The organism is Curvibacter microcysteis, from assembly GCF_028649455.1.
Taxonomy (GTDB): Bacteria; Pseudomonadota; Gammaproteobacteria; order Burkholderiales; family Burkholderiaceae_C; genus Curvibacter; species Curvibacter microcysteis.
On sequence record NZ_JAQSIO010000005.1, the window covers coordinates 252,995 to 268,502 of the forward strand.

General features: G+C 66.2%; 12 protein-coding genes. 5 read left to right on the forward strand and 7 right to left on the reverse strand.

Annotation, left to right across the window (positions count from 1 at the left end):
* Window positions 1-60 precede the first annotated feature (60 nt).
* Complete coding sequence (locus PSQ39_RS15290) at window positions 61-990, forward strand: DUF2145 domain-containing protein (RefSeq protein ID WP_273927688.1); 930 nt, start codon at window positions 61-63, stop codon at window positions 988-990.
* Between the two features lie 10 nt (window positions 991-1,000).
* On the opposite strand, the gene PSQ39_RS15295 is transcribed toward PSQ39_RS15290, so the two are convergent.
* The 5 genes from PSQ39_RS15295 to PSQ39_RS15315 form a co-directional block, all read right to left on the reverse strand.
* On the reverse strand, window positions 1,001-1,537 hold the full coding sequence (locus tag PSQ39_RS15295; RefSeq protein WP_273927689.1) for a cytochrome b/b6 domain-containing protein: 537 nt from the start codon (window positions 1,535-1,537) through the stop codon (window positions 1,001-1,003).
* Between the two features lie 4 nt (window positions 1,538-1,541).
* On the reverse strand, window positions 1,542-1,835 hold the full coding sequence (locus PSQ39_RS15300; RefSeq protein WP_273927690.1) for a PepSY domain-containing protein: 294 nt from the start codon (window positions 1,833-1,835) through the stop codon (window positions 1,542-1,544).
* 9 nt (window positions 1,836-1,844) lie between these two features.
* On the reverse strand, window positions 1,845-2,537 hold the full coding sequence (locus PSQ39_RS15305; RefSeq protein ID WP_273927691.1) for a Fe2+-dependent dioxygenase: 693 nt from the start codon (window positions 2,535-2,537) through the stop codon (window positions 1,845-1,847).
* Between the two features lie 27 nt (window positions 2,538-2,564).
* The gene (locus tag PSQ39_RS15310) at window positions 2,565-4,805 is read right to left on the reverse strand and encodes a TonB-dependent receptor (protein WP_273927692.1); all 2,241 of its coding nucleotides are present in this window, start codon (window positions 4,803-4,805) and stop codon (window positions 2,565-2,567) included.
* Between the two features lie 208 nt (window positions 4,806-5,013).
* Entirely contained in the window at window positions 5,014-6,297 is a 1,284-nt protein-coding gene (locus PSQ39_RS15315) for a gallate dioxygenase (protein WP_273927693.1), read from the reverse strand.
* Between the two features lie 198 nt (window positions 6,298-6,495).
* Between PSQ39_RS15315 and PSQ39_RS15320 the strand changes: the two genes are divergently transcribed.
* The 3 genes from PSQ39_RS15320 to PSQ39_RS15330 all read left to right on the forward strand — a co-directional run bounded on the left by PSQ39_RS15320 (window position 6,496) and on the right by PSQ39_RS15330 (window position 10,051).
* The gene (locus PSQ39_RS15320) at window positions 6,496-7,431 is read left to right on the forward strand and encodes a LysR substrate-binding domain-containing protein (protein WP_273927694.1); all 936 of its coding nucleotides are present in this window, start codon (window positions 6,496-6,498) and stop codon (window positions 7,429-7,431) included.
* A gap of 152 nt (window positions 7,432-7,583) precedes the next feature.
* Window positions 7,584-8,735 carry a porin gene (locus PSQ39_RS15325; RefSeq protein WP_273927695.1) on the forward strand — a complete coding sequence of 384 codons (1,152 nt, stop codon included), beginning with the start codon at window positions 7,584-7,586 and terminating at the stop codon, window positions 8,733-8,735.
* A gap of 320 nt (window positions 8,736-9,055) precedes the next feature.
* Entirely contained in the window at window positions 9,056-10,051 is a 996-nt protein-coding gene (locus tag PSQ39_RS15330; RefSeq protein WP_273927696.1) for a Bug family tripartite tricarboxylate transporter substrate binding protein, read from the forward strand.
* Between the two features lie 15 nt (window positions 10,052-10,066).
* Here PSQ39_RS15330 and PSQ39_RS15335 read toward each other — a convergent pair whose 3' ends face one another.
* Both PSQ39_RS15335 and PSQ39_RS15340 read right to left on the reverse strand, forming a co-directional pair.
* On the reverse strand, window positions 10,067-10,435 hold the full coding sequence (locus PSQ39_RS15335) for a peptidoglycan-binding domain-containing protein (RefSeq protein WP_273927697.1): 369 nt from the start codon (window positions 10,433-10,435) through the stop codon (window positions 10,067-10,069).
* Between the two features lie 91 nt (window positions 10,436-10,526).
* The gene (locus PSQ39_RS15340; protein WP_273927698.1) at window positions 10,527-12,977 is read right to left on the reverse strand and encodes a sensor domain-containing protein; all 2,451 of its coding nucleotides are present in this window, start codon (window positions 12,975-12,977) and stop codon (window positions 10,527-10,529) included.
* 444 nt (window positions 12,978-13,421) lie between these two features.
* Between PSQ39_RS15340 and PSQ39_RS15345 the strand changes: the two genes are divergently transcribed.
* Window positions 13,422-15,503, forward strand: coding sequence for a methyl-accepting chemotaxis protein (locus tag PSQ39_RS15345; RefSeq protein WP_273927699.1), 2,082 nt, complete (start codon window positions 13,422-13,424; stop codon window positions 15,501-15,503).
* Window positions 15,504-15,508: the final 5 nt, after the last annotated feature.

The following is a 15,508-nucleotide window of genomic DNA, read 5'->3' on the forward strand; positions in this document are numbered from 1 at the left end:
AGGCGGGCCGGCTCGGCCCGCCGGGGCCTGCTCTGGGCCTGGGGCCTGCTGGGGCCGCTGATGGCCTCGGTGAGCGGGGCCCAGCCCACTGGGACCGAGGTGCCGCCCGCCAGCCCCCCGGCCCAAAGCCAAAGCCAAGCCACGAACGCGCTGAGCAGCGCCTGGTGCAGCCGCACCCCGGCCATGACGGTGCAGCAGCAAGCGCGCTTGCTGCGGTTTGCGTCCCTGGTGCAGGCCGAGCTCAATCGCCAGGCGCCTGGCAGCAGCACGCTGATCAGCCGCTCGGGCCTGGACCTGGCGCGCTTTCAGATCCGCTACTCCCACGCGGCCCTGGCCTGGCAGAACGAGCGCGGCGACTGGCTCACGCGCCAGCTTTACTACGCCTGCGAAGAAGGCCGCCCCCGCGTCTACGACCAGGGTGTGGCCGGCTTTGTGCTGGGCGGCAACGACCCGGAGTTGAGCTACATCGCCCTGCTCACGCTGCCCGAGGCGCCAGGGCGGGCGCTGCGCGACGCCGCACTGGACCGGCCGCGGGCGGTGGGCTTGCTGGCGGCACGCTACAGCGCCAATGCCTACGCCTTCAGCCTGGCCTACCAAAACTGCAACCAGTGGTTGGCCGAGTTGCTGGCCGTGGCCTGGGCACCGCTGCGCGAGGAGGGCCCCGAACTGCGCGCCCAGGCCCAGCGTTGGCTGGCCCAGGCCGGCTATGCGCCCACGCCGGTGGCGGTGGATTCACATTGGCTGATGCTGGCCAGCGCCTTCATCCCCTTGGTTCATCTGAACGACCACCCCGAAGAAGACCGCTACGCGCGGCGCCTGCGCGTGAGCCTGCCGGCCTCGCTGGAGGCTTTTGCACGCCAGCAGGCGCCCGGCAGTGAACGGGTGGAGATCTGCCAGAACGGCCGCCAGGCCGTGATCCACAGAGGCTGGACCCCCGTGGCCGAGGGCTGTGTGCCCGGGCCTGGCGATGAGGTGGTGGCGCTGGACTGAGGCCCCGGGCTCAGGCCCGGTCGCGCCCCAGGCGTTTGCGGCCGGTGACCATGGCGGCCACCAGGTTCTCGCGGTGGCGCAGGCTGGTGAACAGCACACCGGCCAGGTGCAAAGGCACGGCCACCACAAAACTCCAGGCCAGGGCCTGGTGCAGCTGATCCAGCCAAGCCATGCCCCAGAAGGCATCGGTGGTGTAGAGCCAGCCCGTGAAACCGGTGGCGCCCACCAAGGCCCACAACAGCAAGGCCATCCAGGCGCCCAGGGGGTTGTGGCTCAGGTAGCGGCGCTCGCGCCCGGCCCGCAGTGCCTGCAGGTACTGCCAGGTGGCACGCGGGCCTGGGACAAAATGGCTGGGCCGGCCCGCCCGGCTGCCGCGCCAGCACCAGAGGGTGCGCAAGGCCAGGGCGGCCAGGGCCGCGTAGCCCGCGCGCTCATGCCAGGTGTGGGCCCACCAGATGGAGGCCCAGGCGCCGATCACCGAAGCGGCCATCGCCCAGTGCAAAACCCGCACGGGCAGGTCCCAAACCCGGATGAGGCTGGGCGGCACCGGCTCAGTCCGGCTTGGCTTCGGCGACTTTGTCAAAGGTCTTGGCGTTGAAGAAGACTTCGGCGCGCGCGCCGTCGGGCTTGAAGCCATAGACCTCGTAGCAGTCGTTCCAGGTCTTGACCTGGCGCACCTTCCAGCCTTCGGCCACCAGCTTGCGCTGCAGCTCCATCTGCGGACGCCACTCGGCCTTGGGGCCGCTGTCGCAACGCACATCACCGTGGGCGGCGGCCGAACCCGCGGCCACCAGAGCGGCCAAGGCGATCGCGCCGCGGCCCATGAGTTGAGAAATTTGAATCATGGTCAATTATCAAAGGTCCAGCCACATGCGCAGCAGGTTGTGGTACGTGGAGGTGAGGCCGATCACCGAGGGGTCGGTCTCGCCCGGGCCGCTTTGGCCGCGCAGCTGGCGCAGGTGGTGGTCCATGTCGAACAGCAGGCGGCGCTGCTCGTCGCTGCGCACCATGCTCTGGATCCAGAAGTAGCTGGCCACGCGAAAGCCACGCGTCACCGGCTGCACGCGGTGCACGCTGGTGCCGGGGTAGAGCACCAGGTCACCGGCGGGCAGCTTGACGCGCTGCTCGCCAAAAGTGTCTTCCACCATCAGCTCGCCGCCGTCGTATTCGTCGGGTTCGGACAGGAACAGGGTGCAGGAGATGTCGGTGCGGATCCCGCCCTTGCCGTCGCGCAGGTAGCGCACCGCACTGTCCACGTGGTTGCCAAAGCTGTTGGCCGTGCCGCCGTAGCGGTTGAACAGCGGCGGCGAGATCTGCTTGGGCAGCGCGGCAGAGAAAAACAGCGAATGCCGCTCCAGGCCGCGCAGCAGGAGCTGCTGCACTTCGCGGGTGGCATCGCAATCTTCGGGCAATTGCTCGTTGTTCTTGGCTTGGGCGGACTGGCTGCCGGCGGTCATGCGGCCATCGCCCCAAGGGGCGGCGGCCAGGACTTGGCGAGCGTGGGCCACTTCTTGTGGCGTCAGCACCTGGCGTACATGCAAGAGCATGGCGGGGGGTTCCTGGTTAATGAAAAATCAGAAGCGCATCCCCAGCGTCATCAGCGCCGTGCGGGGAGCACCGGAGATGACAAAGCCCGGGTAGAGCTGGTCACCATACAGTTTGTTGGTGATGTTGGACACGTTGATCTGGCCGTAGACGTCCGGGGTGAAGTTGTACTCCACCATGGCGTCTGCAACCATGTAGCCCGGGGCCCGGGCCGTGGTCGAGGCCGCACCCGAAGTGCCTTGCAGCGGTCGGTTGACCGAGGCACCGCGCAGGCCACCGGCGATGCGCAGCTTGGGCATGGCCTGGTAGCTGACCCAGGCCGCACCGGTTTGGGTGGGGGTCAGGCCGACGCGCGAGCCCACCACATTGGCCTGGGCACTGCCGATCTGGTCGATGGTGGCCACCGGGATCCAGCTGTAGGACAGGTAGACCTCCAGCTTGGGCGTGATGCGACCCACCACATCCATTTCCAGGCCGGCCGAGTGGCGCTTGCCCGACAGCACATAGGCCGAGCCGGCAAAGTCAGCGTCGGTGGTGCGCTCATTGAACTTCTCGGTGCGGAAGACCGCCAGGCGCGTCGACAGCTTGCCTTCCAGCCAGTCCAGCTTGGCACCGATTTCAAAGTTGCGGCTCTTTTCCGGCGGCGTGTTGGCGGTCTGCGCCGTCACGTACTGGTAGGTGTCGGCCGAGGTGTTGAACGAGGTGCCGTAGGAGATGTGGTAGGACTGGTCCGGTGCCGGCTGGTACAGCAGGCCGGTGCGGTAGCTCCAGACCGAGTTGGACAGGCGGGTGGTCGACGTGCCGGTGTAGGCGCCATTGGTGCCGGTGGCGTAGTTCAGCTGACTGAAATCGCCGCTGAAGTTGTCGTGGCGCGCGCCGACCAGGAACTTCCAGCTCGGGGCGAACTGCACCAGGTCTTGGGCGTAGAAGCCCAGGGCCTTGGCCGAGTAGTTGCTGGAGGGGCGGTAAGTGGGCGAAGCCGACAGCGTGCGGCCGTCGTTCGGCGTGCCCACCGAGGTGTTGCCCTTGTTGTAGTTGGTGCCCACCACGCCATTGGATTGGAAGCGGTCGGCCTCCTCGTGCGCGGCGTCCACGCCGGCCAGCAGGTTGTGCTTCATGCCCCAGGCGTCGTAGCTGTTGCTGTAGTCGCTTTGCACATAGGTGGTCTTGTAACGGTCCTTGCGCGCGGCCAGGCCAGAGCGGGTCAGGACGGTCGAGCCACTGAGGTTGGACTGGGTGGTGGTGGCGCCATTGGTGGTGCCGAAGCCGGCCACGGTGCCCCATTGCGAGCGGTCGAACACGCCGCTGCGCACCTGGGAGCGCAGCTCGCCGCCGTCGTCCAGACGGCGTGTCCAGGAGGCGTGGGCGAACGTGGCCTCACCCTTGAGGTAGTCGCTGCGGGTGCCGTAGAAGTTGCCCGGCGAGATGTTGGGCACGGTGCCATTGAGGTAGCGGATGGCGGCTTGCGGCACGTTGTCCACATTCAGGTGCGACACGCCCACCGTGAACTCGTCACGGCTGCCAATGCCCCAACTGTAGGTGGGTGCGATGCCGTACTTGTCGACCGTGGCGCCACCGTTGTTGGCCTTGGTCATCATCACGTTCATGCGCAGGGCCGCGTCTTCATCGGTGCGGATGTTGAAGTCGCCCGTGGTGCGCAGGTAGCCGCGCGAACCCACCGTGGCGGCCACATCGCTCTGGTCAGCCAGCAGGGGCTTTTTGGTGACCTGGTTGATCACGCCGCCGGTGGAGCCGCGGCCAAACAGCATGGAGGCCGAGCCCCGCATCACTTCGATGCGGTCCAGGTTGAAGGTGTCGCGGTCGTACTGCGAGGGGTCGCGCATGCCGTCGATCAGCAAGTCACCGGTCGTGGCCACCGGGAAGCCGCGCATGCGGATGTCCTGGTCGGTGCCGTTTTCGGTGGCGGCGAAGGTGATGCCGGCGGTGTAGTGCAGCGCGTCCTTCAAGGTGTCGAGCTTGACGTCGTCGAGCAGCTTCTCGGTCATCACGGTGATGGACTGAGGGATGTCGCGGATGTCTTGCTTGCCCTTGCCGATGGTGGTCTGCTTGGTCTGGATCGCGTCCTTGCCCTGCACCACTTCGGCCTTGTCGACCACCTTGACCTCCTTCAAGGCGCCGTCAGCGTGGGCCAGACCCGCCCAGGACGACACGGACAAGGCCAGCATCAAAGAGCCCAGCGACACGCCGCTGGGCTCGTCAAGGGCTGATAGGGTGGATCGGGCGGCAGGCACGAAAGGGCTGGATTTCATGGCAAAAAAGGTCAGAAGGGTTGGAAAACGGTGTCGTCCGCCACCCGCACTGACAGGAGCCCGCAAGGTAAAGCGTTGGTTGACGACTTGTTTTGATTTTAATCACAAATGCGAATCACTTTTATTCGCATGTGCGTTATTAACAACAAAACCAAGCCAAATTCGCCTTCAGGCACCAGCCCTCGCAGGCGCCTGGCTCAACCGCCGGTCAGCGGTTCCAGTCTTGCGGGGCCGCGTCCTTGCCGGCCACCGAATACAAGGCCCCTGGCGCGTTGCGGGTCTGCATGAAGGCTTCCAGCGACTCGCCGCGCATGGCCGCATAGATGTGCAGGTTGGACACGCCGATCACCGCGCCCAGCTTTTCCAGCATGAAGAAGATCACGCCGTAGTGGATCAAGCCGCGCCAATCGCGCGTGCGCACCAGGGCCCGCTCCTCGTCCGTCAGGCCGGCGGCCTCGAAAGCGCCTTCCTCGTCGGCGCGGAAGCGTTCGCGCCGGGCCGGCTCGATCAAGCCGTGCAGGAAGCGGTTCAAGCGGTAGGCCTTGACGCTGCGGGCCAGGTCAAACGGGTAGGTGCCGGTCAGCGCCTGCGCGCCTTGCAACTGGGTGGCCACATGGGCCTGGTGGCGCGCCAGCGCCGCACCCTCCGGGGCGCTGGCCTGGTTTTCGTAAATCGCCGTGGCGATGCCGGTCATGGAGGGCAGGTAATAGCTTTGGTGCACTTGGCGGATGCGCGCCGACAGCGCCCCGCGCATGACCAGCCACATGATGACTTCAGCCCCTTCCAGGCCGCCCAACTGGGCGTACTCGGCCTGGGTCATGTCGGCCAGCTGCTCGGGGTCGTTCTCGATCAGGTCCAGAAAGCGCTGGTCCCAGGCCGGGTTGTTGAAGCCGGCGCGCTCTCCGTGCACCTGGTGCGACAGGCCGCCCGTGGCCACCAGGGCCACCTTCAGGTCTTCGGGGTAGCTCTCGATGGCGCGGCGCAGGGCCTGGCCCAACTTGTAGCAACGCCGTGCCGAGGGCACAGGGAACTGCAACACCCCCACTTGCAGCGGCACGATCTGCACCGGCCAGCTGGGCTCATGCGGGCACAGCATGGACAGGGGCGAGAAGCAGCCGTGGTCCAGCGCCTTGTCCTGGAAGAAGGACATGTCGAACTCGTCGGCCACCAAGGACTGGCCGATGTGGCGCGCCAGCGCCGAATGCCCGTCCACCGGCGGCAGCTCGCGCGCGCCGCCGCCTTCGTCCGCCACCTCGTAGCGCTCGCCAATGCCCAGGGCAAAGGCCGAGTAGTGGTCGAAAAAGAAGGAGGTGACGTGGTCGTTGTAGATGAAAAACAGTACGTCGGGCTGTTGCTCGGCGATCCAGGCCTGCACGGGCTGGAAGCCCTCAAAGATCGGCGCCCAGACCGGGTCGTTCTGCTTCTTCTGGTCGTAGGCAAAGCCAATGGTGGGGGTGTGGGAGGTGGCGATGGCGCCAACGATACGAGCCATGTCGGGTCTCTCGGTTGCAAAGGGGAGGACGGTCAGCGGCCCGGACCCGGGTCGCCAGGGAGCGCAGATTCTGCGCAGCCCCGGGCCGGCCCACCAGATGCCAGACGGCCACGCGCGATAACCCAGGGTGATTGGTACAGTGGTCAGCCCTGCCTTGATCAACCCCGCCGCCCGGCCCCGCACTGAAGCCCTGTCCGCATGAAACTCGCCACACTCAATGCCCTGGTGGCCGCCATCGAAGAAGGCAGCCTGCGCGGCGCCGCCCGCCGGGTGGGGGTCTCGCAACCCGCGCTGACCAAAATGATCCGCGAGTTGGAACTGGAGCTGGCCGCGCCTTTGCTGATGCGCACCTCGCGCGGCGTGCAGCCCACCGCCCAGGGCAAGGTGCTGTACGAGCGCTCCGTCAAAGCCAACCGAGAGCTGCGCGCCGCGGTCGAAGAGATCAACCAAATGGACGGCCGCCTGATCGGCGAACTGCACCTGGGCGCCGTGCCACTGGCGGTGATGCTGCTGATCCCCGAGACCCTGCGCACCTTTGTGCGCGACTTCCCCCACATCCGACTGCGCGTGAGCGAGGAGCTGTACGTGGCCCAGTTGCACAAGCTGCGCTCGGGCGAGGTCGATGTGACCGTGGGCGGCATCCCGGACGACCTCTCCACCGGCGAGTTCTTTGTCGAGCCGCTGATGAAAACCATCATGGTGCCCACCGTGCGCAAAGGCAGTGCCTGGCTGAAGGCCAAGCACTTGGTCGACCTGCAGACCGCGCAGTGGGTCTACACCGGGGCCAACAGCGAGTCGGGCTACGCCAAGCTGTTCTTTGAACGCCACGGCTTGCAGCCACCAGCCATTGGCGCCATCGTCAACTCCACGCTGGCCCTGCTGTCCCTGGTCTGCTCGGGCGACTACGTGGCCTTGATGCCGCTGCAGATCGCGCGGCTGCCCATCGTGGCGGCCTTCATCGACATCATCGAGCTCGAAGAACAGGGCTACCCGCTGGAAGTCGGCGCCATTTTGCGCAGCGACTCCGTGCCCTCCCCCGTGCTGCGCCACCTGCTGACGCACCTGCACCGGGCGGCGCACCAACTCAGCCAGGGCCGGGTGCCCGACCTGGGCCTGGGCCACCACCTGCTGTGAGGCGGCGCGGTGATCACCTGACGTGATCACGCCTCTGGGCCCAGCATCTGGGCGAGGCGCTTGATTTTTCGCAGACTCCTGAGCGCAGGGCGGCGCTGTGGCCACGGCCTCGCGCCCCCGCCTTGAAAACGCTTTTCATCAGGAGACAAACCTTGAACCCCACCCACCTCCGCGCCCACCGAGCGGCACGCGCCACCCCCTTGGCCCTGGCCCTGCTGACACTGCTGGGCGGCGCTGCCCAGGCGCAAAGCTCGAGCGTGTCGATCTACGGCAGCCTCGACCAGTACTTCAACCACATGAGCAGCAGCAGCGGCACCACGCTCAACACGCTGCAAGACGGCAAGGACCTGCGCAGCCGGCTGGGCTTTCGCGGCGTGGAAGACCTGGGCGGCGGCCTGTCGGCCAAGTTCCAGCTCGAGATGGGCTTGAGCGCCAACAGCGGCGCCACGGCAGACAGCAGCCGCGCCTTTGACCGCCAAAGCTGGGTCGGCCTGGCCCATGCTGAGTACGGCGAGCTGCGCCTGGGCCGCCAGAACTCGGCCCCTTTCACCAAGGGCGACTACACCGACTTCACGGCGCGCACCCTGGGCTCGATCGTCAACAACTTTGGCGTGCCGGCCCGCTTTGACAACGACCTGGCCTACATTTCTCCCCGCTGGGGCGGCCTGCAAGTCGAAGGGCACTTTGCACAGCAACAGGCCAGCGCCTCGAGCACCCAGGTGTCCACCCCCATCGTGCAGCTGGCCGCCGACTACCTGAACGGCCCGACCCGCGTCGGCTATGCCGGTCTGGTGGCCAAGGCGCCGCAGAACGCGGCGCTGAACGCCAATGTGTTCTACCACTACGCCTACGCGAATTACGACTACGGTCAGGGCAAGCTCTACGCAGCCTATGTGCGCTCGAACAACGTGGCCGCCACCGCCAATGGCAACAACGCTGGCAGCGTGCTGAGCAACGTGGGTGGCGTCGTCAACTGGACCTCGACCTCGGTTAACCGCACCTTTGACATCGTGCAACTCTCGGCCGACTACAAGGTCACGCCTGTGCTACGCGTCGGGGCCCTGTGGGGTCGCATCCACGACACATCGGGTGCAGGCCAGAACGCCAGCGGCGGCGCGTTCGGGGCCTACTACAGCCTGTCCAAGCGCACCACACTGTCGGCCCTGTACGAAACCATGAAGAACGACCCCAACGCGGGCTTCCGGCCCGCAGGCTCGGCCGGTTTGAGCCCGAACTTCGCGGGCAGCGACGTGAACGGCCGCACGATCAAGGGCTTCCAGTTCGGCGTGCTGCACCGCTTCTGAGCGGGCCGCCAGGTCATTTTTCTGCGAGTCTTCTCCCAGGGCACCGGGCCTGGGCTTCAGGCGTGGGTCCCTCGGGGCTCACGCCTTTTTTGCGCGCGGGGCGTGGCGCCTGGCGCAATAACCGCAGGTTTTCACGCCATCGCTTCTGCCATCTTCCGGCGTGGGCCTCTGGTTTGCAGAATTCGGGCCACTGTTGCCCCAGGTCAAAGACGGCAAGGCGCGTTGGGGTAGCCACCCAGCCTCGGCCGCCCAGGCGCCCACCGTCCGCCCTGCCGGCACACAGCCCGGCCACCTGTTGGCCTGAATTGTTCGGAGACAAAATGCACTTCACGACCCCACAGCGGCCCCGCCGCGCCCTGCTCGCCTTGGCTGCCGCCAGCGGCCTGTCCGCCCTCGTGGCCCCCGCCCTGGCGCAGGACTTTCCGCAGCGCCCGGTGCGCATCATCACGCCCTTCCCCGTGGGCAGCGGCCCCGAAGGGGTGGCCCGCTTGCTGGCCGACAAACTCTCGCGTGCCTGGGGCAAGTCGGTGCTGGTGGAAAACCGCCCGGGCGGCAACGGCTTTGTCGCCATTGACGCCTTCAAGCGCGGCGCCAACGACGGGCACGACCTGATCCAACTGGACAACGTGCACCTGACGGCCTACCCGCACCTGATGAAGAAGCTGCCCTACGACCCGGTGAAGGACTTTGAGCCGGTGCTGCCGCTGTTCAAGGCCTACTTCATGGTGGCCACGGCCAAGACCAGCCCCTACCGCGACTTCAAGGACCTGCTGGCCGACGCCAAGGCGCGCCCGGGCCAGCTCAACTACGGTTCCTGGTCGGTGGGCAACCCGGTGCACCTGGGCTCGGCCCGTCTGGCCGCGGCCACGGGCGTGGACATGACCCATGTGATCTTCAAGGAGACGACCCAGCTCTACACCTCGGTGGCCAATGGCGATCTGTCGTTTGCGCTGGGCTCCAGCGGCAGCACGGGGCCGCTGTACCGCGCCGGCAAGATCAAGTACCTGGCGGTGGCCGCGCCGAAGCGCCTGGCCGCCTTCCCCGATGTGCCCACGCTGGCCGAGGCCGGCGGCCCCAAGGACCTGGAAGTCAGCGGCTGGACCACGCTGGCCCTGCCGCCTGGCCTGCCGCGCCCGCTGGTGGAGCGCCTGCGCCGCGACCTGCAAAAGGTGCTGGCAGAACCCGACATGCTGGAGAAGTTCACGGCCTTTGGCTACGAGCCCTTCCAGATGCATGGCACGTTTGATCAGTACATCAGCGCCGAATCCAAGACCATGGCCGAAGTGATCCGCGCCACCCGCTCCTCGCTGGACTGAGCGCGGGCCAGGCGCTCAGCGCGCGTTGAGCTTGTCGGCCGTGGCGGCGTCCAGCACACCGGTCACCTTCAGGCCTTTTTCCTGCTGAAAGCGGCGCAGCGCCGCGCGGGTCTTGGGCCCCACCAGACCGTCCGCGGTGCCAGCGGCATAGCCCAGTTGGTTCAGCCGCTCCTGCGCCTGCCGGACCGCACTCAGCGGGTCGGCGGCCACCGGGGCCACGGCCACGGGCGCTGCGGCCACCGGCGCAGGCGGCGCCAGGCTGGGGCTGGGGGTGGGGGCCACCGGGGCAGCGGGGGCCGGGCTGGGTGCCGGCGGCGCCGGGGTGGAACAAGCGGCCAAGGCAGCCGCCACCAGCAAAGAAGGAATCAGACAGAACGGTTTCATGGTGCGCAAGCGAAGCGCCGCCCCTGGACGGAGCGGCCAAACGCGTAGCGTAACGGATGCGGGGCGCTCCCAGCCGCACGCGCGGGCGCCTTCAGCTCCGGGTCCAAGCCTCAAAGGGCTGCCAGCGCTGCAACCAAGGTCCAAAGTCGGCGGCAGGCATGGGGCGCGCAATCACAAAGCCCTGCGCCAACTCACAGCCCATGGCCAGCAGCTTCAAGCCCTGCGCCAGGCTCTCCACGCCCTCGGCCACCACCTCGCGGCGAAAGGCCTGGGCCAGGCTGATGACGCCTTGCACGATGGCCAGGTCTTCCGCGTCGTCCAGCATGTCGCGCACAAAGCTCTGGTCGATCTTCAGCGTCTCGGCGGGCAGACGGCGCAGGTAGGTCAGCGAGGAATAGCCCGTGCCAAAGTCATCCACCGCGAAGCGCACACCCATCTGATGGCAGTCGCGCATGATGTGGGACACCTGCTCGATGTCGTCCAGCGCATTGCTCTCCAGCACCTCGAGTTCAATGCGGCTGGGCGCCACATCGGGGTAAGAGGCCAGGCAAGCGGCCAGGTGGGCCGCAAAGCCGGGGCGCTGGATCTGGCGCGCCCCCACATTGAGGCTCAGTTGCAAGTCCAGGCCGTGGCGCTGCCACTCGCTGAGTTGGCGCAGGCCGCGCTCCAGCACCCAGTCGCCCAGCAGCTCCTCCAACAGGTGCCCATTGACCAGGGGAAGAAAGGCCGCTGGCAGCAAAAGGCCGCGCTCCGGGTGGTTCCAGCGGATCAGGGCTTCGGCCCCCACCACGGCACCGGTGCGCATGTTCACCTTGGGCTGGTAGAGCAACTCGAATTGTTCGGCGTGCAGGGCCTGGCGCAGCTCAACCAGCGAGCCCGCGCGGCTCTTCAACGCCGCCTCCTGCACCGGGTCGAAGATGTGGAAGCGGTTCTTGCCTGACTGCTTGGCCTCGTACATGGCCTGGTCGGCATGGCGCAGCAGTTGGTCGGCGTCCACATCGTCCTGCGGGAACAGGGTGACACCGATGCTGGCAGAGGCCTGCAAGGTCACGCCCGCCACCGACTGCGGCGCGGCACAGGCTTGCAGAATGCGCTCAACCGACTGCACGCAGGACTCGACGCACCCCACGTCGCTGAGCACCGCCACAAATTCGTCGCCCCCCATGCGGGCCAGGGTGTCGGTTTCGCGCAGCGCCTGCTTCATGTGCTGGGCCACCGCCATCAGGAACGAGTCGCCCACGTCGTGACCATGGCCGTCGTTGATGGTCTTGAAGCCATCCAGGTCCAGGTAGAGCACGGCCAGCGACTGGCCTCGGCGCCGGCACTGGCCCATGGCCTGGCGCAGCCGGTCCGACAGCAGCAGGCGGTTGGGCAGGTTGGTCAAGGCGTCGAAATGGGCGATGTGCTCCAGCCGTTCCTGCTGCACGCGGATCGAGGTCACGTCCGCGAACAAGGCCACGTAGTTCTGCACCTGCCCCAGGGGGTCGCAGACCCGGCTGACCGTGAGCAGACCCGCGTAGGCCTCGCCGTTCTTGCGCCGGCTCCAGATTTCGCCCTGGCAATGGCCTTGTTCGAGCAGGTCGCGGAGCAGGGGCGCCAACACCTCGGGGCCATCGCGCCCGGAGCGGAAAAACTGCGCCGTCTTGCCCAGCACCTCGTCGCGCGCATAGCCGGTGATGCGGCTGAAGGCCTGGTTCACATCGATCAACTGGCCGTGCACGTCGCAAATGGCGATGCCCTCGTTGGCATGGGTGAACACACTGGCCGTCAGGCGCAACTGGGACTCCATGGCCTTTTGGGCCGAGATGTCCCGCACGATCTTGGAGGCACCCTGCACCCGCCCTGCCGCGTCGCGGATCGGGGAGATGCTGACCGACACCGGCACCAAGGTGCCAGCCTTGGTCTGGCGCACCGTCTCAAAGTGCTGGATGCGCTGGCCGACCCGGATCTGGGCCAGGATGTCGTCTTCCTCATGCAATCGGTCCAGGGGCAGCAAGCGCAGCAGGGGTTGGCCCAGCATCTCCTCGGTGCGGTAGCCAAACAGGCGCTCGGCCGCCGCGTTCCAGCTGGTGACGATGCCCTCGGGGGTTTTGCTGATGACCGCGTCCTCGGTCGACTCCACCAGGGCTTTGAAGTACTGCAGGTGCTCGTGCAGCTGCATGTGCTCGGTGATGTCGCGTGCAATTTTGGAGGCGCCCACCACGCGACCGTGTTCGTCACGGATCGGCGAGATGGTCACCGAGACCTGGATGGGCAAGCCGTCTTTGCGCAAGCGCACGGTCTCGAAATGGTCCACCAGCTCGCCCAGCATCACCTTTTCGATGATGAAGCGCTCCTCATTGAGCCGGTCCGGCGGAAACAGCAGCAGGAGCGACTGGCCCAGCATCTCGGCCTCGGTGTAGCCAAAGATGCGCTCGGCGGCGGGGTTCCAGCTGGTCACGCGCCCATCCAGCGACTTGGTGATGATGGCGTCGTCACACGACCGCAAAACCGACTCGAAGAAGCTGATGGCCATCGAAGATTGAGTGAGCAGTTTTTTCATGGACTTCCCGATCCAAAAGGCTGGGCCTGTCGCACCAGGCCCCGGCGCGCGGTGGGACGTGTCGGTGAACCCGCACAGCCCCCACTGCTTGACGCCACGAAGCCTCGTTGCATCCCCCCAGACCGCGCGCTCTACCGGCGCCCTCCCAGTCGGGGTCGACGGCTCATTGTGCCGGTATTTGTGACTATTTGTGTATCCCGCGACGCATCCCACTCAGCATCGGGAAAGACCCTAGGCCAACGCGCTGGCGGCCCAGACAAGACAATGAGGAACACCCCTGGAAATGGCAAAAAATTCTTGTAATACGCATTTATATCGTTTTAAAATGCCACTTATCTGATTTTAATAAGATAAATTTGATTTTCATCTGAGTCACGACCCCAGCCAGCGAGCCTGCACCCCAGGCGCGGCCTGGGTTCCTGCCTGTCGCCCACCCGGAGACCCATGACGTCCGCCTTGCACCTTGACCCCCACCACCCACTGCCGCTAGACCCAGGTGTCTGGGAAGCCTTGAACCGCCGCCAGGTGATGGTCGAGCTGAACCTGGACGGCGAACTGACCGGATGCAATGCGCTCTTCAGCAAGTGGCTGGGGTTCAGTCACGCCGCCATGCTGGGCCAGCACCACAGCCATTGGTTGGACCCCGAGTTCCGGGCGGCCTTTGACTTCGATGCCCTGTGGCGCCGCCTGCTGGGCGGCCAGTCCGAGGCCCACGAGCTCAAGTACCTGACCCAGGACGGCTCGGTGCTGTGGATGCTGACGTCCTTCAACCCCATCCCCAACGAGGCGGGGCAGATCAGTCGGGTGGTCCTGCTGGGGGCCAACATCACCCAGGTCAAACTCAAAAGCGCGGACTACGAGGGCAAGATCCAAGCCATCAACCGCGTGCAGGCCGTCATCGAGTTCGACCTGCGAGGCCATGTGATCAATGCCAACCGCTTGTTCCTGGACGCCTTTGGCTATGAACTGCCCGAAATCCTGGGCAAGCACCACCGCATGTTTGTCGACAACGATGAGGTCAACACCCCGGCCTACCAGGCCTTCTGGGAGAAGCTGGGCCAAGGCGCCAGCGAGTCGGGTGAGTACAAGCGCTTTGCCAAGGGCAGCCGCGAGGTTTGGCTGCAAGCCTCGTACAACCCCATTTTGGATGTGGAGGGCAAGCCGCTGAAGGTGATCAAGTACGCCACCGACATCACCGCCACCAAGCAACGCAATGCCGACTACCAAAGCAAAATCGAAGCCATCAACCGCGTGCAAGCGGTGGTGGAGTTCGACCTGCAAGGCCGCATCCTGCAGGCCAACCCCAAGTTCTTGCAGGTGATGGGTTACACCGAGGCCGAGCTGCTGGGCCAGCCGCACAGCCTGCTGTGCGAGCCCGAGCTGGCTGCTTCCATCGAGTACCAAAACTTCTGGAAGCACCTGGCCGGTGGCCAGTACCAGGCCGGCGAATTCAAGCGCCGCGCCAAGGGCGGCCGCAGTGTCTGGCTGCAGGCCAGCTACAACCCGGTGCTGGACCCCGAAGGTCGGCCCATCAAAGTGGTCAAGCTGGCCACGGACATCAGCGCCGAGAAGCTCAAAAACAACGAGGTGGCGGGCAAGCTCGACGCCATTGGCCGCTCCCAAGCGGTGATCGAATTTGACCTGCAAGGCACGGTGCTGGCGGCCAACCCCAACTTCCTGCGCACCATGGGCTACACGGCGCAGGAGGTGATCGGCCAGCACCACAGCCTGTTCTGCACGCCCGACTTGATCGTCTCGCCCGAGTACCGCAACTTCTGGGCTGACCTGGGTGAGGGCAAGTTCAAATCGGCGCGTTATCGCCGCGTGGGCAAGCACGGCGCCGAGGTCTGGATCCAGGCCACTTACAACCCCATCCTGGACACGGCCGGCCAGCCCTACAAGGTGGTCAAGTACGCCATCGATGTCAGCGAGCAGGTGGCGCGCGAACGCACCATCGTGGCCAAGGTGCAGTCCATGTCCGAGGTGTTGCAAGCACTGAGCACCTCCATCCAGGGCATTGCCCAAAGCACGCGCCAGTCCACCGACCTGGCCCAGCAAACCCAGACCGAGGCCGCGCAAGGCAACCTGCTGCTGGGCCGCTCGCGCGAGGCCATCACGGCGATCCAAAGCGCCTCGTCCTCCGTGCACGAAATCATCGAGACCATTGGTGACATTGCCAGCCAGACCCACTTGCTGGCCTTCAACGCTGCCATCGAGGCGGCCCGCGCGGGCGAGCACGGTGTCGGCTTCTCGGTGGTGGCCGACGAGGTGCGCAAGCTGGCTGAGAAGTCGGCCCTGGCCGCCCGCGAGATCGCCAAGCTCATCAACGAAACCGTCAACCGCGTCAACGAAGGCAGCCGCCTGTCCAGCGAGGTGGAGCAGGCCTTCACGCTGATCGTCGACTCGGTGCGCAACACCAGCGCCTCCATCGCCTCGATCTCCAACGTCACGTCGGACCAGGCCGAAGCCACCCACCAGGTCAGCGCCTTGCTCAAGGACTTGATCGCGGCCACGGAAGGCTCTTGAGGCAG

Bases quoted from the DNA above. Each gene is read 5' to 3' on its own strand.
- PSQ39_RS15340 (WP_273927698.1), bottom strand. From the start codon at position 12,977: ATGAAAAAACTGCTCACTCAATCTTCGATGGCCATCAGCTTCTTCGAG.
- PSQ39_RS15290 (WP_273927688.1), top strand. From the start codon at position 61: ATGGCCTCGGTGAGCGGGGCCCAGCCCACTGGGACCGAGGTGCCGCCC.
- PSQ39_RS15320 (WP_273927694.1), top strand. From the start codon at position 6,496: ATGAAACTCGCCACACTCAATGCCCTGGTGGCCGCCATCGAAGAAGGC.
- PSQ39_RS15305 (WP_273927691.1), bottom strand. From the start codon at position 2,537: ATGCTCTTGCATGTACGCCAGGTGCTGACGCCACAAGAAGTGGCCCAC.
- PSQ39_RS15300 (WP_273927690.1), bottom strand. From the start codon at position 1,835: ATGATTCAAATTTCTCAACTCATGGGCCGCGGCGCGATCGCCTTGGCC.
- PSQ39_RS15310 (WP_273927692.1), bottom strand. From the start codon at position 4,805: ATGAAATCCAGCCCTTTCGTGCCTGCCGCCCGATCCACCCTATCAGCC.
- PSQ39_RS15345 (WP_273927699.1), top strand. From the start codon at position 13,422: ATGACGTCCGCCTTGCACCTTGACCCCCACCACCCACTGCCGCTAGAC.
- PSQ39_RS15335 (WP_273927697.1), bottom strand. From the start codon at position 10,435: ATGAAACCGTTCTGTCTGATTCCTTCTTTGCTGGTGGCGGCTGCCTTG.
- PSQ39_RS15330 (WP_273927696.1), top strand. From the start codon at position 9,056: ATGCACTTCACGACCCCACAGCGGCCCCGCCGCGCCCTGCTCGCCTTG.
- PSQ39_RS15315 (WP_273927693.1), bottom strand. From the start codon at position 6,297: ATGGCTCGTATCGTTGGCGCCATCGCCACCTCCCACACCCCCACCATT.